Annotated in this window: 18 protein-coding genes and 1 pseudogene; 11 read left to right on the top strand and 8 right to left on the bottom strand. The window is 70.1% G+C overall.

What is annotated here, in order from left to right; genetic code table 11:
- The first annotated feature begins 61 nt into the window (after nucleotides 1-61).
- The 4 genes and pseudogenes from ACQP1V_RS02500 to ACQP1V_RS02485 all read left to right on the top strand — a co-directional run.
- A complete protein-coding gene (locus tag ACQP1V_RS02500) occupies nucleotides 62-847 on the top strand; it encodes an SDR family NAD(P)-dependent oxidoreductase (protein WP_433418433.1) in 786 nt (261 codons plus the stop codon).
- Between the two features lie 177 nt (nucleotides 848-1,024).
- Nucleotides 1,025-2,095 carry a lysylphosphatidylglycerol synthase transmembrane domain-containing protein gene (locus ACQP1V_RS02495; RefSeq protein ID WP_433418431.1) on the top strand — a complete coding sequence of 357 codons (1,071 nt, stop codon included), beginning with the start codon at nucleotides 1,025-1,027 and terminating at the stop codon, nucleotides 2,093-2,095.
- 109 nt (nucleotides 2,096-2,204) lie between these two features.
- The gene (locus ACQP1V_RS02490) at nucleotides 2,205-2,711 is read left to right on the top strand and encodes a hypothetical protein (protein ID WP_433418429.1); all 507 of its coding nucleotides are present in this window, start codon (nucleotides 2,205-2,207) and stop codon (nucleotides 2,709-2,711) included.
- A pseudogene (locus tag ACQP1V_RS02485) lies at nucleotides 2,699-3,466 on the top strand (HTTM domain-containing protein); the annotation flags it as partial. The gene ACQP1V_RS02490 and the pseudogene ACQP1V_RS02485, both read left to right, overlap by 13 nt.
- 69 nt (nucleotides 3,467-3,535) lie before the next feature.
- Here ACQP1V_RS02485 and ACQP1V_RS02480 read toward each other — a convergent pair.
- Together ACQP1V_RS02480 and ACQP1V_RS02475 are read right to left on the bottom strand one after the other, a co-directional pair.
- The gene (locus ACQP1V_RS02480) at nucleotides 3,536-3,931 is read right to left on the bottom strand and encodes a thiol-disulfide oxidoreductase DCC family protein (protein ID WP_387415820.1); all 396 of its coding nucleotides are present in this window, start codon (nucleotides 3,929-3,931) and stop codon (nucleotides 3,536-3,538) included.
- A 23-nt stretch (nucleotides 3,932-3,954) separates the two neighbouring features.
- Nucleotides 3,955-4,956 (bottom strand): ArsR/SmtB family transcription factor, encoded by a 1,002-nt coding sequence (locus tag ACQP1V_RS02475; protein WP_387415636.1) that lies wholly within the window; start codon nucleotides 4,954-4,956, stop codon nucleotides 3,955-3,957.
- A 65-nt stretch (nucleotides 4,957-5,021) separates the two neighbouring features.
- Between ACQP1V_RS02475 and ACQP1V_RS02470 the strand changes: the two genes are divergently transcribed.
- On the top strand, nucleotides 5,022-6,305 hold the full coding sequence (locus ACQP1V_RS02470; protein WP_433418427.1) for an MFS transporter: 1,284 nt from the start codon (nucleotides 5,022-5,024) through the stop codon (nucleotides 6,303-6,305).
- 45 nt (nucleotides 6,306-6,350) lie between these two features.
- On the opposite strand, the gene ACQP1V_RS02465 is transcribed toward ACQP1V_RS02470, so the two are convergent.
- The 3 genes from ACQP1V_RS02465 to ACQP1V_RS02455 all read right to left on the bottom strand — a co-directional run bounded on the left by ACQP1V_RS02465 (nucleotide 6,351) and on the right by ACQP1V_RS02455 (nucleotide 9,207).
- Nucleotides 6,351-7,184, bottom strand: coding sequence for an isocitrate lyase/PEP mutase family protein (locus ACQP1V_RS02465; RefSeq protein WP_433418425.1), 834 nt, complete (start codon nucleotides 7,182-7,184; stop codon nucleotides 6,351-6,353).
- A 137-nt stretch (nucleotides 7,185-7,321) separates the two neighbouring features.
- Complete coding sequence (locus ACQP1V_RS02460; RefSeq protein WP_433418423.1) at nucleotides 7,322-8,554, bottom strand: sensor histidine kinase; 1,233 nt, start codon at nucleotides 8,552-8,554, stop codon at nucleotides 7,322-7,324.
- Nucleotides 8,554-9,207, bottom strand: a complete 654-nt coding sequence (locus ACQP1V_RS02455) for a response regulator transcription factor (protein WP_433418421.1) — start codon at nucleotides 9,205-9,207, stop codon at nucleotides 8,554-8,556. The genes ACQP1V_RS02460 and ACQP1V_RS02455 overlap by 1 nt, the downstream gene beginning before the upstream one ends.
- Nucleotides 9,208-9,458: 251 nt before the next feature.
- On the opposite strand from ACQP1V_RS02455, the gene ACQP1V_RS02450 reads away from it, so the two are divergent.
- The 5 genes from ACQP1V_RS02450 to ACQP1V_RS02430 all read left to right on the top strand — a co-directional run bounded on the left by ACQP1V_RS02450 (nucleotide 9,459) and on the right by ACQP1V_RS02430 (nucleotide 14,933).
- Complete coding sequence (locus ACQP1V_RS02450; protein ID WP_433418419.1) at nucleotides 9,459-10,025, top strand: hypothetical protein; 567 nt, start codon at nucleotides 9,459-9,461, stop codon at nucleotides 10,023-10,025.
- Nucleotides 10,022-11,158: a peptidoglycan-binding protein gene (locus ACQP1V_RS02445; RefSeq protein ID WP_433418417.1), complete on the top strand. Its 1,137-nt coding sequence runs from the start codon at nucleotides 10,022-10,024 to the stop codon at nucleotides 11,156-11,158. The genes ACQP1V_RS02450 and ACQP1V_RS02445 overlap by 4 nt, the downstream gene beginning before the upstream one ends.
- Nucleotides 11,155-11,892, top strand: a complete 738-nt coding sequence (locus ACQP1V_RS02440) for an ABC transporter ATP-binding protein (protein WP_433418415.1) — start codon at nucleotides 11,155-11,157, stop codon at nucleotides 11,890-11,892. Before ACQP1V_RS02445 ends, ACQP1V_RS02440 begins: the two co-directional genes overlap by 4 nt.
- Nucleotides 11,889-13,100: an ABC transporter permease gene (locus ACQP1V_RS02435; protein WP_433418414.1), complete on the top strand. Its 1,212-nt coding sequence runs from the start codon at nucleotides 11,889-11,891 to the stop codon at nucleotides 13,098-13,100. The genes ACQP1V_RS02440 and ACQP1V_RS02435 overlap by 4 nt, the downstream gene beginning before the upstream one ends.
- Nucleotides 13,101-13,442: 342 nt before the next feature.
- On the top strand, nucleotides 13,443-14,933 hold the full coding sequence (locus tag ACQP1V_RS02430; RefSeq protein WP_433418412.1) for an alpha/beta hydrolase: 1,491 nt from the start codon (nucleotides 13,443-13,445) through the stop codon (nucleotides 14,931-14,933).
- 88 nt (nucleotides 14,934-15,021) lie between these two features.
- Here ACQP1V_RS02430 and ACQP1V_RS02425 read toward each other — a convergent pair whose 3' ends face one another.
- From ACQP1V_RS02425 to ACQP1V_RS02415, 3 genes are all read right to left on the bottom strand, one after another.
- Nucleotides 15,022-16,095 carry an AAA family ATPase gene (locus ACQP1V_RS02425; RefSeq protein WP_433418410.1) on the bottom strand — a complete coding sequence of 358 codons (1,074 nt, stop codon included), beginning with the start codon at nucleotides 16,093-16,095 and terminating at the stop codon, nucleotides 15,022-15,024.
- 331 nt (nucleotides 16,096-16,426) lie between these two features.
- Complete coding sequence (locus tag ACQP1V_RS02420; protein WP_433418408.1) at nucleotides 16,427-16,717, bottom strand: hypothetical protein; 291 nt, start codon at nucleotides 16,715-16,717, stop codon at nucleotides 16,427-16,429.
- 34 nt (nucleotides 16,718-16,751) lie between these two features.
- Nucleotides 16,752-17,192, bottom strand: a complete 441-nt coding sequence (locus ACQP1V_RS02415; RefSeq protein WP_387415629.1) for a carboxymuconolactone decarboxylase family protein — start codon at nucleotides 17,190-17,192, stop codon at nucleotides 16,752-16,754.
- Nucleotides 17,193-17,300: 108 nt separating this feature from the next.
- Here ACQP1V_RS02415 and ACQP1V_RS02410 point away from each other — a divergent pair, with 108 nt between their 5' ends.
- On the top strand, nucleotides 17,301-20,066 hold the full coding sequence (locus ACQP1V_RS02410; protein ID WP_433418407.1) for a BTAD domain-containing putative transcriptional regulator: 2,766 nt from the start codon (nucleotides 17,301-17,303) through the stop codon (nucleotides 20,064-20,066).
- Nucleotides 20,067-20,086: the final 20 nt, after the last annotated feature.

The raw sequence follows: 20,086 nt of genomic DNA, 5'->3' as shown, positions 1-20,086 counted from the left end.
GCGGGCGGGACCGCCATCGCCTCTTTCCACCCACAGGGACTCGACAGCAGGAGAAACAAGGATGTTGCTGGAGAACAAGAACATCGTCATCTACGGCGCCGGTGGCAAGGTCGGGGGCGCCGTCGCCCTGGCCTTCGCGCTGGAGGGGGCCAAGGTCTTCCTGACCGGGCGCACCCGCGAGCCTCTCGACAGGCTGGCCGCGGAGATCACCGCCTCCGGCGGGTGGGCCCAGGCGGCCGTGGTCGACGCCCTTGACGAGCAGTCGGTCGACGAGCACGCCCGTGCGATGGTGTCCGAGGCAGGAAGCATCGACGTATCGTTCAACCTCATCTCGCGCGGAGACGTCCAAGGGGTTCCGCTGGTCGACATGAAGACGAGTGACTTCACCCGCGCCATCACGACCGGGATAACCGCGAACTTCATCACGGCGCGAACGGCCGCCCGCCACATGATCGAGCGGGGATCCGGAGTGATCCTCGCGCTGGACAGCGGATCCGCCTACGGAAGCCCCATGATGGGCGGCACCGGCCCCGCCGACGCGGCGACCGACACCTTCATCCGCAACCTTGCGGTAGAGGTCGGCCCTCATGGTGTGCGGGCTCTGGGTCTTTGGGCGGCCGGGATCCCGGAAACGCTGTCACCGGAACGGCTCGCCGCGGTCAACAGCACGATGCGCGCGGATGCCGCGTCCTTTCAGGCCGTCCTCGACCGCCTGGACGAGATGAGAATGCTGCGCCGTTCGCCGCGGCTGGTGGAAGTAGCGGCCATGGCCGCGTTCCTGGCGTCGGACCGGTCGGCCGGGATCACGGGCACGTTCGTCAACCTCACCGGGATGTTTCCCAGCTGAACGGTGGCGTCGCCGCCAATCGCCCGCCGCGGTCCCGCCCGGTTCCCCTTCGGCGTGGACGCTGGGCAGCCCCCCAGCGCGTCGGAATTTATTGCTCGAATGCGCAAGTTTGCGACTATTCTTCGGTGAGTGCGACGTTCGCCGACCCGGCGGAACCGAAGGACGGGGGCGGAAGAAGTGGCCTGGGAGACCGCGTCGGCGGAGGTGACGGCGAGCCGCCCGTCTCTCCGCAGGGTTGCGATGTCGCTGATCTCTTTGGCTTTGGCGGCGACGCTCATCGTCTTCCTGCCGCGCATCGCCGGAGTCACGTGGGAGGAGCTCTACGACCGCTTCTCGCAGATCGGCTGGGGCGCGATGGCCGTGCTCACGGGGCTGTGGGTGGCCGGGCTGTGCGCCTACTCGGTTGTGCTCAGCGGCTCCCTGCCCGGGTTGAGCAGGCGCCGGGCGATTCTGATCAACTGTGTCGGCAGCGGTGTCAGCAACGTACTGCCCTTCGGCGGAGCCGTGGGCGTGGCCATGACGTTCACGATGACGGCCAGATGGGGCTTCGGGCGGCGGCCGGTCGTGGTCTCGACCGTGGTGACGGGCGTGTGGAACATGCTCACACGGTTCCTTCTCCCCGCCGTGGGGCTCCTGTGCCTGGTCGGCACGGGGCGGGTGCCGGACAGCCGGCTGGCCGTGGCCGCCGGCACCGGCGGCGCGCTGCTCCTCGGTGTCGTGGCCGCCATGTCGGCCGCCCTCTACCGGGAAGGCGCGGCCGACCTGCTGGGCAGAGGGCTGGATCGGGTCGTCAGACGGCTGCCGATCAAATCCAAGTCCAGCCTGCGGGACGTCCTCCTCGACCTGCGCAGCTCCACCATCGAGATCACCCGTACCAAGTGGCCACAGCTCACGCTCGGCATGATCGGCTACATGGCGCTGCAATGCGTCCTGTTCATCGGCTGCCTGCAGGTGACCGGCGGCAGGATCCCCATCCCCGAAGCGGTCGCCGCCTTCGCGATCAACCGAGTGTTGACCACCGCCGTCATCACGCCCGGAGGCTCGGGGATCAGCGAGTCGGCGACCGCGCTGGCACTGCTCGGCTTCGGCGTGGCACCCGCGGTGGCCGCGGCCGCCGTGCTGCTGTTCTGGTTCTTCGCCCACCTGATCGAGATCCCGGTCGGCTGGCTGGCCTGGACCCTCTGGTCGCTGAACGCGCGGAATGACAAGCGAGCACCGACTTCGCAGCGATCGGAAATACGTCTCTAAAGATTTTCCACCCGGGCTTCTTCGGCGAGCACTTACGGGATTTCGCACGTTTGGCCGGAACGGGAAAGGCTCGGCGCGGTCAAGAACCGGCTGGGTAAACTCACCACTCATGATCACGCGAGGCGAACGGCCCGCCATGCCCCCCTCCGCCGAGCCCGCCGACCCGCCCGTCGCCGGGCGGGCCTCCCTTTCCGCCCGAGCCAGGGGGTTGCGGCTGGTAGTCGCCGGGGTCTGTGTCGCGCTGCTCTGCGTCGGGACCTTCTGGGGGGACGACGACGCCTTCCCCTTCGGGCCGTTCCGGATGTACTCCACCAGCACCCCGCCCAACGGGAACATCCATGTGATGACGCTGCAGGCCCGGATGCCGGACGGCTCATGGCGGGAGGCGCCGCTCGACGCGCCCGTCGTGGGGGTGAACCGGGCCGAAGTGGAAGGCCAGATCCCGCGCTTCCAGGCCGATCCCGCGCTCGTGGGCAAGCTTGTCGAGGCTCACGACCGGCTGCGCCCCGCGGAGCCGCGCTGGACGGGAGCCCGCCTCGTGATGCGCTATCTGAAGCTGCGTGACCGTAGGTTCGTCGGCACCGAAGAGAAGGTGGTGGCCCAATGGCTGCGCTGAACCGCTGGTTCTTCGGGCCGGTTCCCCTCGCGCGGGTGGCGGTCTTCCGGATCGCCGCGTACCTGTTCATCCCGCTCGATCTGCTGGTGCTCCGCCCGCTCGGGTCCCAGCACGCCTCGGCGACCGCCCTGTACAAGCCGCTGATCGTCGCCGAGCTTCTCCATCTGCCCCGGCCGACTCCCTGGTTGATCGTCGCCGTCACCTGGACGCTGATCCCGCTGGCCCTGGCCGCCGCGGCGCTCGCGCCGTCCGGCCGGTGGCAGCGCGTCCTCGGAACCGCGATCTTCCTGCTCTACTTCGAGCAGCTGCTCATCAGTTTCTCGTTCGGGAAGGTCGACCACGACCGCATCGCGTACGTGGTGGCGCTGGCGGTCCTGCCGACGGTGGCGGGGGCCCGGTGGCGGAGCTCCGGCGCGGCCGAATCGGCCGCGTGGGCACTCCGATGCGTGCAGCTCGCGGTTGTGGCGACGTACTTCCTGTCGGCGTTCGCGAAGCTCCGTTTCGGGGGCGTCGAGTGGGTCAACAGCGCGACGCTGGTCCGCGCCGTGATGCGCCGGGGCACCGGGGTCGGCCGGTTGCTGCTCGACTATCCCTGGATGCTCCACTGGGCCCAGTGGGGGATCATGCTCATGGAGCTGGTCTCGCCCGTGGTCCTCTTCCTGCGCGGCCGGTGGCGGTACGCCGCCGTCGGCGTGCTGACCGCGTTCCACCTGATGGTCTTCGCCATGATCTCGATCATGTTCTGGCCGCACGTGCTCTGCCTGCTGTTCGCCTTCCTGCCGACAGAGCGTCTCGTCCGAAACGGCGCCGCGGACGCGGCGGGGTCAGCCGCTCCGGCGCTGGTCGGCGGGCAGGACGCACATCGGGGTGCCGCCGGGGAGCCGATGCCGGTTGTCGGCGATGAGCCGGTACACCCCGTGGGCCAGCCACCGGAAGGGCGGGACGCGCAGGAGCAGCCCCAGGGGTGACCACGGCAGTCCCGCCGCGATGAGGATCTTGGCCACCGCCTGGGCCCCGCCGTATATGCGGCCCCGGGTGTCCACCCAAAGCAGCTCATACTCCGCCCGTTCCCGGGTGGTGCCGAGCGCCGCGAGGTCGGTGAACTGCCAAGGCTGAGCATCGGCGGGAACGTTCATGCGCCGCTCGATGAAGTTCGCCGCGGTGGTGCAGAAACCGCAGTCCCCGTCATAGACGATCAAGGATCTACCCACGATCCCCATCATGCCGTACGCCCCGGAAAGTCCTACGGCGACCGGTGAATAGGTGTTCCGCACACGGACGCTCCGAGAGCAGTCGTCATATACAGGACGTTGCGTCCGCATCGCTCGCGCGCGACAAGCCCGCTGTCGCGGAGCACACCGAGGTGCTGCGACACCGCACTCGGCGTGACACCGAGCGCACGAGCCAGGTCCGTCGTCGTCGCGGGCGAGCGCAGTGCCTCGAGTAATTCGGCCCGCACCCGACCGAGCAACCGGACCGTACTGCCCGCGGGCGGCTGCGTCCCGGCCGTCCACAACGCGCCGATGCCGCGCGCCGGATACCGCACCGTGGTCTGCGTGGACGTGCTCTTTTTGATCATTACGTGGGGTGGGCCGAGGACGACCGGCATGAGTACCAGCCCGCCTGGGCCGCGATTCACGACGCGCTCAGTCCGCCAGCGCTTCTCCTCCAGCACCAACCGACCATCACACCAGCGAAGATCCGGATGAAGGTCGGCGAACAGCTTCACCGCGCCACCGGCGGCCAACTGTTTGGCACGGTAGATGACGTCCGTGTCGAGGACGGCGCGGATCCGTGACCAGTACGGCGCGATGAGCCGGTCGTATGCGTGCCGCAGTTCGGCGGCGATCACATGCAGGCCTTCCCTCGGCTGCGCGGCGAGCGTGGCGGCGGCGTCGGGAAGTTCCGCATCGAATACGCGTTGGAGGCTGGCGCGTACCTGATGGGCGGTCGTCTTCCGCAGCGCGGTCAGGTCGTCGTCGATCGATGACCCTGCATCGAGCGGAGCCGGGACGAGGAACTCCGGCCAGCTCGGCCGGTCGTTCACGATCAGTGGCAAGGTACGCGAGAGGTCGATCGGCCGCCTGGCGAGCTCGTCCGTCGCCCACCGCAGCCACCGCAGGTTGAGTGGGTTCCGATCGAGGCCGCTCAACTGCTGCAGGCCGGACACCGTCTCGGACAGCGGTGAGATCGCGAACCGCGTCGCCGCCAGCTCGCTCACGCCGAGATCGACCCTCAGAACCATTGGTCGATTATGTAGGGGTGACCTAAATGATGTCGTGACGGTGCCGGGGCTCAGATGATCCCGGCATGAAGCCGGACGTGAAACAGGTCGCAGCTGAACCACGGTTGTCCACGGCCTACTGGCGCCTGTGGTGGGCGACAGGCGTCAACGCCGTCGGTGACGGGGCGTTCGCTGCGGCGATTCCGCTGCTGGCCGCCACGATCACGAGTGACCCTCGGCTCCTTTCGGTTGTGTCCGCGGCGACGTACCTGCCTTGGCTGCTGCTCTCCCTCCCCGCCGGCGCGCTCGTTGACCGGTCGGACCGAGTCAGCCTCATGCGTCGCTCGCAGGTGCTCCAGGCGATCATCGTCGGTGCCATCGCCGTCCTTGCCGCGTTGGGCTACATCGGCATACCGCTGCTCGCGGTGACGGCCTTCGGGCTGGGGGCGTGTACGGTCGTCTCCGCCAACGCGGCACAGGCGATCTTGCCGGACATTGTCGCGAATCCCCTGCTCCACAAAGCCAACGGCCATCAGCAGACGATCACCACCGTCGGGCTGGAGTTCGTCGGGCCAACGATCGGCAGCCTGCTCTTCGCGGTCGCCGTGGCGTTGCCGTTCGGGCTGGACGCCGGCTCGTTCGCTCTGTCTGCCGCCCTGCTGGCGACGCTCCCCAGGCGTAGACCTCGGCGAATCGCGCCTCCGCCGATGCGCACGTCGATCGCGGCCGGCCTGCGATGGCTGACCCGGCACCGACTGCTGCGCACCCTCGCGATCCTCCTCGGTGTCAACACCTTCTGCGGCAACCTCGGTAACGCGACGCTCGTCCTGCTGGCCACCCAGGTACTGCACCTCGGCACGCGAAGCTATGGCCTGCTGCTGGCCGGAGCTGCGATGGGCAGCTTGCTCGGCGGCCTGATCAGTGCGCGCGTCATCACTGGCATCGGCGCGTTCCCCTCACTGCTCATCGCCCTCGCCACGAACGTCGTCGTCTTCGTCGGGATCGGGCTGAGCCCGAACGCGATCGTGCTGGGCGCCCTACTGGCCACCAATGGCTTCCTCATCACACTCTGGAACATCGTGACCACCGGCCTCCGGCAGCAGATGGTGCCGGGCGAGATACTCGGCCGGGTGAACAGCGCCTACAGGATGCTCGGCTGGGGGCTGATCCCGCTGGGAGCACTGATCGGCGGACTGGTGGCGCACGCGTTCGGATTGCGCGCGCCCTACCTCATCGCCGGCGTACTGAGAGGAGTCGCTTTGCTGGTCGCGCTGCCCCTCATGATCCGCGCCGTCCGTGCCGATGCCAGTGACCACCGACTTCCGGAACGCACGACGCGGGGTCGCACTTCTGCGCGGAGACCGTCCTAACGAGAGCCGCTTCTACCCATCCCCCCGCGCATGCGATACGGACGGTCAGCTGTTCGCCAGCAGTCCGTTGATCTCGCCGTAGTCGAGGGCGTCGGTCAGCGTGGTGTAGGTGCCGCTGCCGAGCAGTTCAAGGGCCGCCCTCCTGGCGACGGCGTAGGCCGCCTGGGCGACGGAGCTGCCCAGGCTGATCCGCGCGACGCCCCGCTCCGCCAGCGCCGCCACGTCGGGTGCGCCCGGCCCGGCGAGCACGTTCACCGGTACGGCCGCCTTCTCGACGAAGGCCGCGATCGTCGGGAGGTCGGTGAGGCCGGGGATGAAGACGCCGTCGGCGCCGGCCTCGACGTAGGCCGCGGCACGGGCCAGCGTCTCGTCAAATCGGGTGTCGGGGTCGCCCACCGAAAGGAGGTACGTGTCGACGCGCGCGTTGATGAACAACGGAACCCCGCTCTCGTCCGCGGCCCGGCGAGCGGCGCCGATCCGGGCCGCCTGCTCCTCGACCGGCCGCAGCGGCGTCGGCCCGCCGTGGTGGGCGTCCTCCAGGTTGACCCCCACGGCCCCGGCCTCAAGCACGGCTCGTACGGTATCCGCGACGCCGTCGGCGTCGTCGGCGTACCCGGCCTCGATGTCGGCGGTCACGGGGACGTCCACGGCCGCCGCGACGCGTGCGACGAGGTCGAGGGCGCGGCGGCGGTCCAACCGGTCGCCATCTGAGGCGCCGAGGCTCCAGGCCACCCCCGCGCTGGTGGTGGCGATCGCGGTAGCCCCGGCGGCTTCGACAATGCGTGCGCTGGCGGCGTCCCAGGCGTTGGCGAGCAGCAGCGGACTGCCCGCGACGTGCAGGGAACGGAACAGCTGGGCCTTCTCAACGTGAGTCGTCATGGTGAGAGTCCACCAGTTCGCGCCGCACGAGGTCTAGCGGATTTCGGACATGATCGCGGCCTCATCGCGTGGGCGACGGCGTGTGCCTCGACGTCGACCGATGCGTACGCGCCGTACCGTCCGGGAACGCGCGCTTTTCACGCAAGAGGTGATGTCCGCGGGAAGGTGACGGTGACGGTGAGGCCGCCCTCGGGCCTGGGGATCGCGGTGACGGCGGCATCGTGGGCGGTGGCGATGGCGTGGACGATGGACAGACCGAGACCCAGCCCGTCCGTGTGCTCCGTGCGGGCGGTACCGAGACGTTGGAAGGGCTGGAAGAGGCGTTCGACGGCGCCAGGGGGCACCCGAGGGCCCGAGTTACTGATCGTGAGTACGGCATGGCCGTCCGCGGTCCGGGTCTCCACCTCTACCCAGCCGGGCGAGGTGTTGTGGCGCAGCGCGTTGTCCACCAGGTTCGTGACCAGGCGTTCGGCGAGAGGGCGGTGACCGGCCGCCGGGGCGGCACCGAACGACGAGCGGATCGCCACGCCCCGCCGGCGGGCTTCCGCGCGGCGGGCGTCCACGACATCTTCGCCGAGCCGGGCCAGGTCGAAGGCATGGCGGGCCTCGATGCCCGCCTGTCCGCGGCTCAGCGTGAGCAACGCCTCGATCAGGCGTTCCTGTTGGGCTCCGGCGGCGAGGATCTCTTCGTGCGCCTCCCGTAGCGACTCCACGGTGGGCATGGGGTCGGAGAGGGCGACCTGGCCGAGCGCCCGCTGCCGGGTCAGCGGGGTGCGGAGCTCGTGGGAGGCGTTGGCGACGAATCGGCGCTGGGCCTGGAAGGACGCCTCCAGCCGGGCCAGCAGGCCGTCGAAGGTGTCGCCCAGCGCCTTGATCTCGTCGGCGGGGCCGTCGAAGGCCAGGCGCCGGTGCAGGTCCGTCGCCGAGATCTCTCGGGCGGTCACGACGATCGTACGGAGCCTGCGCAGGATGCGTCCGGCGACGACCCAGCCGAGCACGACCGAGATCACCGACATGAGGGCGAGCGCGATCACGGAATTGTTCAGGAACTGGTCCAGCACCTCGGCCCTCTGGAGTTCCAGGGCCTGCTGCAACTGAGCAGGGAGCAGCTCAACGGAGCGCAACTTGCCGGGCGGCGGCATGCCCGGAGAGGGGACGGGGGCGTTGTCCGGCGCGGGAATGAAGCTCTTGACCGCCTGCCCCATGACCGCATGGCGCACCAGCACGTATGTGATCGCCAGCAGGACGGCGCCGGAGACCAGGAACAGGCCTCCGTACAGAAGGGTCAGCCGCAATCGCACGGTACGGCGGGGCAGGTGTGGACGGGCCAGGCGGGCGGCGAGCCGCGTGCGGGCCGACAGGGACGCCATCAGATCCGGTAGCCGCGCCTGGCGACAGTCTCGATGATCGGTGGATCGCCGAGCTTGGTCCTGAGCCTGCTGACGGTGATCTTCACGGCATTCGTGAACGGGTCGGCGTTCTCGTCCCAGACCCGTTCGAGCAGCTCCTCGGCGGAGACCACCCGGCCCTTGGCGGCCAGCAGCAGTTCCAGCACACCGAACTCCTTGGGGGTCAGCTCCAGCGGCCGATCGCCCCGGCTGGCCCGGCACCGTGCGGTGTCAAGCGCGAGATCGCCGTGGCGCAGCACAGGGGGCACCGCCGGATGGGCGCGACGAGCCAGCGCGCCGATCCGCGCCACCAGCGCGGGGAAGTCGAAGGGCTTGGTGAGGTAGTCGTCGGCGCCGAGGCCGAGACCGTCGACCAGGTCCTCGGTCGTCGCCGCCGCGGTCAGCATCAGCACCCGGCTGCGGCAGCCGGCCGCGAGCAGTCGCGCGCACACGTCGTCGCCGTGCATCCCCGGCAGGTCGCGGTCGAGCACGATCACGTCGTAGTCGTTGAACAGCGCGCGCTCCAGCCCGGCGGGCCCGTCGAGCGCCACGTCGACGGCCATCTGGGCTCTGCGCAGCCCCACCGCCACCGTTCGCGCCGTCACCTCGTCGTCCTCCACCACGAGCACCCGCACCCACGGCTCCCTCCGCCGAGACAGATCATCTCCGCCAGCATCCTTCACCCCCGGTTTCGGCGGCGTTTCGTCCGCGGGTCAGGGGCGGTGAAACCGCGCCGAAACCACGGCTCCCCTACAAACGGTCGCGTTCCGCCAAACGCACCCTCTCGGCCTTGGGCGTGCGGGCTGTCGGGACAAGAACCTCGTCGGACGTGATGGAGAGCGACATGCGAAGCGTTACAGGTACGAACACACGTGGGAAAGTCCGCGTGCGGCGGGACGGCGTGCCGGCCGCCGTGTTGGCGTCCGTCGCGCTGGCCACCGCGCTGACCACCGCCGCCTGCGCCGGCGACGAGGGGCCGGCCAGGACCGTCGCGTCCGCGGCGCCCCAGGCAGGCGGCGCGACGTCCCCGGACGCGACCGCCGTCAAGGGGGACGCGCTGGCCTTCGCCCGGTGCATGCGGGAGAACGGCATGCCGGACTTCCCCGACCCCAAGCCCGAGAAGGGCCTCGCCTTCTCACCGGAGCTGGCCGACTCCCCGCAGTTCAAGGCGGCGGAGAAGAGCTGCGCGCGGTTCCAGCCGCCGGCCCCGGACCGGCCGCACCTGCCCGACGACTCCTGGCCGGTGTCGGACAAGCTCAAGTACGCCGCGTGCATGCGGGAGAACGGCGTGCCGAGCTTCCCCGACCCCGACGACAACGGCGGGTTCATCTTCCCGCAGAACGGCACCGTGGACCCCACCTCGGAGCAGTTCACGAAGGCGGATGGGGCCTGTGAGCAGTACCAGCCGCGGAACAGGCCGCAGCCGACGCAGATGAAGGGCGGCACCTCGTGAGTGCCGCCCAGACGGTGGACGCCGGTCCGGCGAGCGCGAAGGGCCGGCGTCCGCGCCGCCGTCGGCTCGGCCGGCTCGTGGCGGTCCTCGTGGGCGGGGCGGTGATCACGGCCGGTGCGCGGTTCGCGCTGTCCGGACCGTTCGCCGCCGGGGCGAAGGAAACACCGGCCCGGACCGCGGTCGCGACGGCGCTGGCACAGGTGACCAGGGGGACCCTGTCGGCCAGGACGATGGAGAACGGCACGCTCGGCTACGCGGGCGACTATCAGGTGGTCAACAAGGCCGGCGGCACCGTGACCGGGCTGCCCGCGGTGGGCCGGGTCGTCTCCCAGGGCCGGGTGCTCTACCAGGTGGACGGCAAGCCTGTGGTGTTGCTGCGCGGTGAGGTCCCGATCTACCGCGACCTGTCCTGGGGCACGCAGGGCACCGACGTACGGCAACTGAACACCGCGCTGGTGGATCTCGGGTACGCCACCAGGGGCGAGCTCGACCCCGGTTCCGATTACTTCGGACGGCGGACCTACTACGCGCTCAAAGAACTGCAGGAGGCGGTGGGGCTGGAGCAGACAGGGACCCTGACCCTGGGCCAGGCGGTGTTCGTGCCCGCCGGGCGGATCCGCGTCACCAAGGTCTTGGCGGTGCCCGGTGGCATGGCGGCGGCCGGGTCCGTGGTACTGCGGGCCTCGTCGACGGCTCGCCAGATCACCGTCGAACTGAACGCGAGCCGGCAGTCCCAGGTCGCGACCGGCGACAAGGTGACCATCACGCTGCCCGACGGCACGACCGCCCCCGGCCTGGTCTCCTCGGTAGGCAAGATGGCCGTGAAAGCGGACAGCGGCACCACCGTCGAGGTTCGCATCAAACCGCTCAAGCCGCGGGCGACGGGACGGCTCGACCAGGCGCCCGTGCACGTGTCCATCGTGACCGACACAGTCGAGGACGTGTTGTCGGTTCCGGTGAACGCGCTGCTGGCGCTGGCCGGGGGCGGCTACGCGGTCGAGGCCGTGGAGACGGACGGCAAACACCGGCTGATCCGGGTGGAAACCGGGCTGTTCGACGACAGCGCCGGCACGGTCGAAGTCGCCGGCGACGGCCTGGCGGCCGATCAGAACATCGTGGTGCCGGGCACATGACCGGCGTTCAGGCGGAACCACGGCCGCTCGGCGACCGGCAGGGAGACGAGCCGGTGCTCCAACTTGAGCGGGTGACCAAGATCTACCCGGGCGCCACCCCGGTGGTGGCGCTCGCCGAGGCCACCTTCACCGTACGGCGGGGCGAACTAGTGGCCGTCGTGGGCCCATCAGGCTCGGGCAAGTCGACCCTGTTGCAGGTGATGGGCACCCTGGACCGGCCCACCTCCGGGACGGTCCACATCGTGGGCGACGATGTCGCGCGCATGTCCGACCGGGCGCTGGCCGGGCTTCGCGCGTCCAGGATCGGCTTCGTCTTCCAGCAGTTCTTCCTGGCCCAGCACGCCACCGCGCTGGAGAACGTGGCCGACGGGATGCTGTATTCGGGTGCCCGGCACGGAACGCGGACGCGGGCCGCCACGGCCGCCCTGGAGCGAGTCGGGCTCGGCCATCGCCTCCACCACCGGCCGCCGGAGCTGTCGGGCGGTGAACGGCAGCGCGTGGCGATCGCGCGTGCGCTGGCCGGCGACCCGGACATCGTGCTGGCGGACGAGCCGACCGGGAACCTCGACAGCGCTTCCGGGAACGCGATCTTCGCGCTGTTGCGGGAACTCAACGCCGAAGGCGCCACCATCATCATGATCACTCACGACCGGGAGCTGGCCGCGCGGCTGCCCCGCCGCATCGAGGTCCTCGACGGCCGCGTCGTCGCCGACACGCGAAGGGAGCGGCCATGACGCCCCCTCATCGCGACGGATCGGCCCCCCGCCGGCTGCACCCGGCCGACCTGGCCCGCACCGCCGTCGTCGGCCTGCGTACCCGTCGCATGCGCGCCGCCCTGTCCGCCCTCGGCATCGCGATCGGCGTCGCCGCGATGGTGGCGGTGCTCGGCCTGTCGGCCTCCTCGCAGGCCGGGCTGCTGGCCGAGATCGACAAGCTCGGCACCAACCTGCTGACCGTTACCCCCGGCCAGACCATGGGCGGCACCGACGCCAGGCTGCCCGTGGACGCCCCGGCGATGATCGCCAGGATCGGCCCGGTGGACATGGTCGAACACACCGGGAAGGTGGAGGCGAGTGCCTACCGCAGCCCGCACATCCCGAGCTTCAACACCAACTCGATCAGCGTCCACGCCGCCAGCCTGAACCTGCCCGCGGCGGTACGCGCCACCGTCGCCCAAGGCCGCTACCTCAACGCCGCCACGGCCGAGCAACCGGTCGCGGTGCTCGGTTCGGACGCCGCCGCCCGCCTGGGCATCGCCAGGATCCACCCGGGCGCGCGCATCTGGGTCGGCGGCCAGTGGTTCTACCTGGCCGGGATACTCAACCGGGCCGCGCTGACCCCCGAGATCGACTCCTCGGTGCTGGTCGGATATCCGGCCGCGCGGAAGTACCTGAATTTCGACGGCCATCCGTCCAAGGTGTACGTGCGCGCCCAGACCGAGCAGGTGAGCGACGTGCAGAAGGTGCTCGCCGCCACGGCCAATCCGCGAAACCCCGGCGAGGTCGGCGTCAGCCGCCCCTCGGCGGCACTGGTGGCCCGCGCCGCGGCGCAGTCGGCGCTGGGTGGCCTCTTTCTCGGCCTCGGCGCGGTCGCCCTGCTCGTGGGCGGCATCGGCGTGGCCAACACCATGGTCATCTCCGTGCTGGAGCGCCGGTCGGAAATCGGGCTCAGGCGCGCGCTCGGCGCGACCAAGGGACATATACGGCTGCAGTTCCTGTCCGAGGCGATCCTGCTCGCCGCGCTCGGCGGGGCCGCCGGAGTGGTCATCGGGGTGGCGGCCACGGCGGTCTATGCCCATGTCAAGGCGTGGGCGACCGTGGTGCCATCGCTCGCCTGGGGCGGCGGGCTCGGCGCGGCCGTCGCCATCGGAGTCGTCGCGGGGCTTCTCCCCGCGCTGCGCGCCGCCCGTATGCAACCCACCGAAGCCCTGCGAACCACCTGAGCCCACCGCCCCGACCGCCACCCGGCGCCGCGGACGAACAGCGCGGCGCCGGGCACCCTCGGCATGCCCTGTGACCAGGCAGAACACCCTGACAGAGCTCGGCCGCCGCCGGACGCGCATGAAACCCTCCCGAAACCGCCGCTCCCGTATACCTCTCACCTGTCGAGTTCGGCATCCGTCAAGCCGCAACGGCCACGACCGCGATTCGCGCGTGATGCCGCCCTTCGTTGCCGAACTCCTGATCCCCCGACGAAAGGACGCCCGGTGAGGCTACGAGTCCACGAACATCATTCCTCCACCAGATCTCGCACCGATCGCCTGACCGCCCTTCTCAGTGCCGCGTTGATCCTGGCAGCGGGCACGGCCGTCCCGGCCCACGCCACGTCCACGAAGAGCAAGATCAACTGGCATGCCTGTGAAGACGCCAAGGCGGCGGTCGAGTGCGCGACCATCAAGGTGCCGCTCGACTGGTCCCACCCGAATGGTCAGACCATCGAGATCGGCCTGGCCCGCCGCAAGGCCACCAAGCCGAGCGCCCGCATCGGCTCCATCCTCATGGACCCGGGCGGCCCCGGAGTCTCCGGTGTCGACGAGGTCAAACGGAAGCCGAACCTGTTCACCTCGGCTGTCAGCGAGCGCTTCGACGTGATCAGCTTCGACCCACGCGGTGTCAACACCAGCACCCCGGTCACGTGCGCCACGGAATTGATCATCCAGGCGGACGAGGCCAAAAGGCGGGCCGGCCGGAGCGCGGCCGACTTCGCCGCCCTCAAACGCGCCAACCAGAAGCTCAGCCGGAACTGCCGAAAGCTCACCGGCCCGCTGTACGACCACCTCGACAACCTGCACGTCATCCGGGACATCGACGCCATCAGGACCGCCCTGGGCGAAGACAAGATCACCCAGGTGGGGTACTCCTACGGCACCCTCATGATCCAGCAGTACGCCGAGAAGTTCCCCCAGCACGTGCGAGCCCTGGTCGCCGACGGCAACGTGGACCGCAGCCTGCGATCCGCGTGGGACTTCCTGGACGGCCAGACTGCGGCGATGGAGAAGAACTTCGTCCAGTGGGCGGACTGGTGCGACAAGACCTCCGACTGCGCCCTGTACGGAATGGACGCCAAGAAGGTCTACGGTGTCCTCCGCAAGCGTGCCAAGAGCGGGAAGCTTGTGGACCCGGCCGCCGGCATGAAGGTCGACTTCGGCATGCTGACCGGGAGAGCCCAGGCCGTCAGCTCGCCGGAGTACTGGAAGGATCTGGCCGCGCTCTTCAAGTCGCTGTACGACGGCACGGATCCATCCTCGCCTTCGCCGGCGTCGCAGCAGCCCGACCTGCCCGAAACCATGACCTACCCGCGGCAGGGGATGTGGTGCCAGGACTGGACCTTCGAGATCAAGAACTACGCCGAGCTCAAGAGCACCATCGCGCGGCTGTCCAAGCGCTACCCCAACGTCGAGTGGAACCCCAACGCCACCGACGGTGCGCTGGACTGCGTGGGATGGCAAGGCAAGGCCGCCAACCCCCAAAAGCCCCTGAGGGTGAAGGACGGCCTGCCGCTGGTCATGATCGGCAACCTCAATGACCCCGCGAGCGTGTACGCCTGGTCCAAGAACTCCGCCAAGCAGAGCGGAGCCTCCCTCGTGACCTACGAGGGCTTCGGGCACACCATCTACCCCTCCACCGTCGCCTTCGGATCGAGCACCTGCGTCAACGACGTGATCGACGCCTTCCTCATCGACCTCAAGACGCCCAAGGAGGGCACCAGCTGCCCGGCGGTCGAAGTACCGGGCGAAGGCACCAAGCCGACACCCCGCCCCGCCTCGACAAGCTGACCCCCTGCCCTCCCCCGCCGGTGCAGGCCGTCGGTGAACGGGACCTGGCCCGGTTCCGAACGCGGAACCGGGCTTCGTCGTCCCTCTGTCAGTCGGCGACCACGGTCTTGCCCGGATGAACGACTTCGTTGTCGAACTCGGATGGGTGGAAAAGCTCTGCCGGCGATGGAGTGGCGCGCTCCTCATGCTCGCCCAACGGACGGCGCTGCTGCGGGAAGGCCGCGCCCACCGTGGCGGCGAGGGTCAGGTAGGCCTCGTACGTCGCGGGACTCAGCTGGTCCAGCTCGACTTCGGAGTCCTCCTCCAGGTGCGGGTCGAACGGAATGCTGATCACGGTCCGGCAGCGCTCACCGAAGTGGACGCGCAGTGCGTCCGTGTCCACGGTGGACCTGCTCTCCTGGCGTACCCCCGACAGGACCACGGTCGCCGCTCGCGCCAGTTCGGCATGACCGTGGGCTTCCAGCCAGTCCAGGGTCGCACCGGCCGACCGGGCGGCGGCCACGGAGGGGATGGTCACCAGAACGATCTGGTGGGCCAACTCCAGGGTCGCGGACATGGCCGAATGCAGGAGACCGGTGCCGCAGTCAGTGATGCATATCGAGTAGAAGTACTCCAAGAGCGTGGCGACGGTCCGGTAGTCGTCGGCACTGAACGCCTCGGAGACGGCCGGGTCACGGGAAGATGCCAGGATCTCCAGCCTGCTCGACGCCGACTGCGACGTGAACGCGCGAACGTCGGCGTACCGCGGCTTGTCCATCGTGCGGAGCTCGGTGAGGAGGTCGCGGACAGTCGTGGGCGTCTCGAGTCGCACCCGGTCCGAGAGGGTTCCGCGGTCCGGATTGGCGTCCACCGCGATGACGCGGTCGCCTCTGACGCTGCTGAGCATGGCCCCCAGCCCCACGGCCGTGGTGGTCTTGCCGACACCGCCTTTGAGGCTGAGCACCGCCACGCGGTGATGGCCGCCTGCCACCGGCGTCCGGGCGAGGCCGATCAGGTGGCGACGGTGTATCTCTTCCGGCGGCTCGCCGAGATGCACGATCCCTCCGGTGGCCTGGTAGACCATACGACGCCAGCCACCCGCGGGCGCGAGTCGCTTGGGCCGGAGAAGAAGCTCGGGGGTGAGAAGGTTCGTCAGAGTGGCGATGGCTTCGTCGTCCCGCACCGCCGATCCCGCTACCGAGCCTGATACCTGATCGTGGACCACAGCGACCTCCCCGATGATTACCGTGTGTGAATACCGGGCTCACTCGCGCACAGAGGAGAAGGGATCGACCGGCTCCGCACCCTGTCGCGGCCGGTCGACAGCAGCAGGGCGCGGGACGTGGGCCTCCCGCTGAAATCAGCCCCGGACACCCTTGATCTCACGTCGCGTTCTACACGACACCCATACACTACGAAATACGCCTATATGACTACTAGGTGTAACATGCAAGCTTCGTGGAGATCACCGATGACGATCCGCCGCGGCCGGGCAAATCTTGCCGGTCACGGCACTAGCGCTCGTCGACGACCTGGCCGTTCAGGGCGGTGCCGTCCTTGGTGAGGGCCATGGTCAGCGGCGCCTCCGGGAAGGTGGGGAGGGCGGCGAGCGCGGCGCCCATCTGCCCGGCGGTCTCCCAGTGCCAGGTGTCGGTGTAGGTGCCGTCCTCGAGCCGGATCAGCACGACGTGGGTGAGCCCGGGGCGCCCCTCCCGGACGGTCGCGATCAGCGAGCTCCGGCGGGCCAGGAACTCCTCCAGGTCGGCGTCGGCGACGGAGTAGCGGTGCGAGCGGACGACGGACATTTCGGTGTCTCCTACGTGTGTGGGGGTTCGTGGCTTACCAGCTGCCGGCGATCTGCCGGACCGGGGCGTTCAGGCGGTTGAAGAGGTTGGTGACGGCGGTCATCAGCAGGATCGAGGCCAGCTGCTGCTCGTCGAAGTGGTCGGCGGCGTTGTTCCAGACGTCGTCGGGGACGGCGTCGGCGCGGTCGGCCAACCGGGTCGAGGCCTCGGCCAGCTCCAGCGCGGCCCGCTCGGCGTCGGTGTAGTACGGAGCCTCGCGCCAGGCGGCGACCAGGCCAATACGGTCGTCGCTCTCACCGAGCTTGCGCAGGTTCTTCAGGCCGGCGTCGACGCAGAAGCTGCAGCCGTTGATCTGGCTGACCCGCAGGTGGACCATCTCCATGAGCTCCTGGGGGAGACCCTGCGACTGCGCGGCCTTCATCAACTCCATGATCGGCTTCATCGCGGCGGGGATGATCGTCACGGGGTTCTTCATCCGGGCTTCCATCGTGCTTTCCTCCGTCTCAGTTCGTGTGAGATCAGACTGGCTGCCCGGATTGATACATTCGCTATGCGCGCACGATGCGATGGTGATGGGGAGACGATGCTGCGCTTCACCCTTCTCGGCCCCGTCCAGATGGTCGCCGACGGCGCGCCGCTGACGGGCATCGCCCCACGTCACCGGGCCGTGCTGGCCTACCTTCTGCTCAATGCCGGCCGGGTGATCAGCATCGAGCGGCTGATCGACGCGATGTGGGGCTACGACCAGCCGGACACCGCCCGATCGCAGATCCATGCCTCCATCACCGCGATCCGCAAGGTCCTGCGCGGTGCGGGAGCCGGACACCTCCTTGAGACTCGGGCCGGCGGCTACGTCGCGCAGCCGGAGCCCGGACAGGTCGACGCGCAGGAGTTCACCGAGCTGGTGGCCGCGGGTGAGCTGCGCGAGGCCCTGGATCTGTGGAGCGGCGAGGCGCTGGAGGACGTGCACGCGCATTACGTCAGCGGCGTCCGGGAGCTCTGGACCGACCGGCGCCTGTCGGCGTACGAGCGCCTGGTGGAGGGCCGGCTCGCCGCCGGGCGGCACGGCGATCTACTCGACGAGCTCGCCGCCCAGGTGACCGCCAACCCGCTCCGCGAGAAGCTCAACGGCCACCTCGTCCTGGCCCTGCACCGGGCGGGTCGGCAGGCCGACGCCCTGGCCGCGGCGCGTTCGTACCGTACGGCTCTCGCGGACGAACAGGGCCTCGACCCCGGACACGCCTTCACCGAGCTGGAGCGGGCGGTCCTGGCGGACGACCCGGCGTTGCGCCTGGCTGACGCGGCGCCGGCGGTTCCCGGCCCGCCGCGTCGCTCCACCTTCCTGCCCTACGACATTCCGGATTTCTCCGGACGCGCCGTCGAGCTGGAGCAGCTGGGCGAGCACCACGGGCCGGCGGTCGTCACGATCGACGGCATGGCCGGGGTCGGCAAGACCACGCTCGCCGTCCACGTGGCCCACCGGCTGGCCGCCCGTTATCCGGACGGCCGGCTCTTCATCGACCTGCACGCCCACACCGCGGGCCGGGAGCCGATCGACGCCACCGCCGCGCTGGAGGCCCTGCTCCGACAGCTCGGGGTGCCCGCGGACCGCATCCCGATCACGCTCGTCGAGCGGAGCGCCCTCTGGCGCGCCGAGCTGGCCGATCGCCGCGTGCTCGCCGTACTCGACAACGCCCTCGACGCCGAGCACGTGCGCCCCCTGCTGCCGGGCCACTCCGACACCCTCCTCCTGGTCACCAGCAGGCGGCGGCTCATCGACCTGGACGGCGCCCACGCGCTGTCGGTCGACGTGCTGGGCGAGGAGGACGCGGCCCGGCTGTTCGAGCGGATCGTGGGCGAACGCGCTCACCACGAGCCGGAGGCCGTACAAGAGGTGCTGCGCCTGTGCGGGTACCTGCCGCTCGCCATCCGAATCTCCGCCGCCCGTCTCCAGCACCGCCCGCGCTGGACCGTGTCCTATCTGGCGGGCCGGCTGCGGGACCATCGCCGGCTCCTGGACGGGGTGTCGGCGGCCTTCGCCCTCTCCTACGAGCAACTCCACGAGGCCGAGCAGCACATGTTCCGCCTGCTCGGACTGGCGCCCGGGCGCGACATCGACGCCTACGGCGCGGCCGCACTGGCCGGGATCTCGGAGGACGAGGCGGAGGAACTCCTCGAAGGCCTCCTCGACGCCCACATGCTCCTGCAGCTAGAACCGGGCAGATACACCTTCCACGACCTGCTCCGCGAGCACGCGCGCTCGATCGCCGCGGACGACGGCGCCGTCATGCGACTGCTCGTCTACTACCTGCACCGCTCCCGCGCGGCGATGGACCGGCTCTTCCCGCACAGTGTCAGCCAGCGGGAGGGCGTCCCCCAGCCGGCCGCCCCGATCGCGCCCATCCGCGACGCCGCGGAGGCGATCGCCTGGCTCGACGCCGAGCGCTCCAACATCATCGCGACCGCCGTCCACGGACCCGAGATCTGCCTCGGCCTCCTCGCTCTGACGATGCGCCCCTACCTCGACCAGCAGGCGCACCACGACGACGCGCTCACGCTGCACACCCTGGCGCTCCAGCGCAGCCGCAAGCTCGGCGACCGCGAGGTCCAGGCGCGCGCGCTCACCGACCTGGCCTGGACCTACTGGCGGCGCGGCGAATACGAGCGCGCGGAGGAGCACGCCCTCCAGGCCCTCGACGGGTGCGAAGAGGACCACGAACGGGCTCGGGCGCTCCTCACCCTGGGAAACGTGGCCTTGCGTCGCCGCCAGGACACTCAGGCGGAGCAGTACCTCAAGCAGGCGCTCGACCTCACCCGGATCGGCGCCGACTCCTGGGCCGAGGCCCACGTGCTCGGCCTCCTCGCCCTCGTCCTCGACCGGGCCGGCCGTCCGGAGGAGGCTCGGCGCCATCTCGACCTGGCGCTGGCGCTCCACCGCAAGGTGGGCAACCCGGCCGGAGAGGCGGTGACCCTCAACCACCTCGGCGTCGTCCTGCGGCACCAAGGCGAGCTCGCCCAGGCCCGCGCCCGCCACGAGCAGGCCGCGGCTCTCTACCGCGAGCTCGGCGACACCGCCGACGAGGCGGCCGCGCTCAACGGGCTGGCCGAGGCGGCGGACGCCCCGGCTCGGGCGGTCGAGGAGCACACGGCCGCGCTCGCGCTCGCCGACCTGACGCGCAACCGGCCGGAGCAGGCGCGTGCGCACGACGGGCTGGCGCGCGCCCACCTCGCACTCGGGCACTCAGAGCAGGCCGGTGCGCACGGGCGGCTGGCCCTCGGCCTTTACGGGGAGCTCGGTGTTCCGGAGGCGGAGGAGGTCCGCACGTTCCTTGAGCAGGCCGGCCCATGAGTAGGCCGGGGAGCCCGCAC

Origin of the sequence: Microtetraspora malaysiensis (assembly GCF_050947145.1) — a bacterium.
In the GTDB taxonomy this organism is placed as follows: domain Bacteria; phylum Actinomycetota; class Actinomycetes; order Streptosporangiales; family Streptosporangiaceae; genus Microtetraspora_A; species Microtetraspora_A malaysiensis.
The sequence above is the reverse complement of the archived record's forward strand: the minus strand, read 5'-3'. Positions and strand labels throughout refer to the sequence as shown.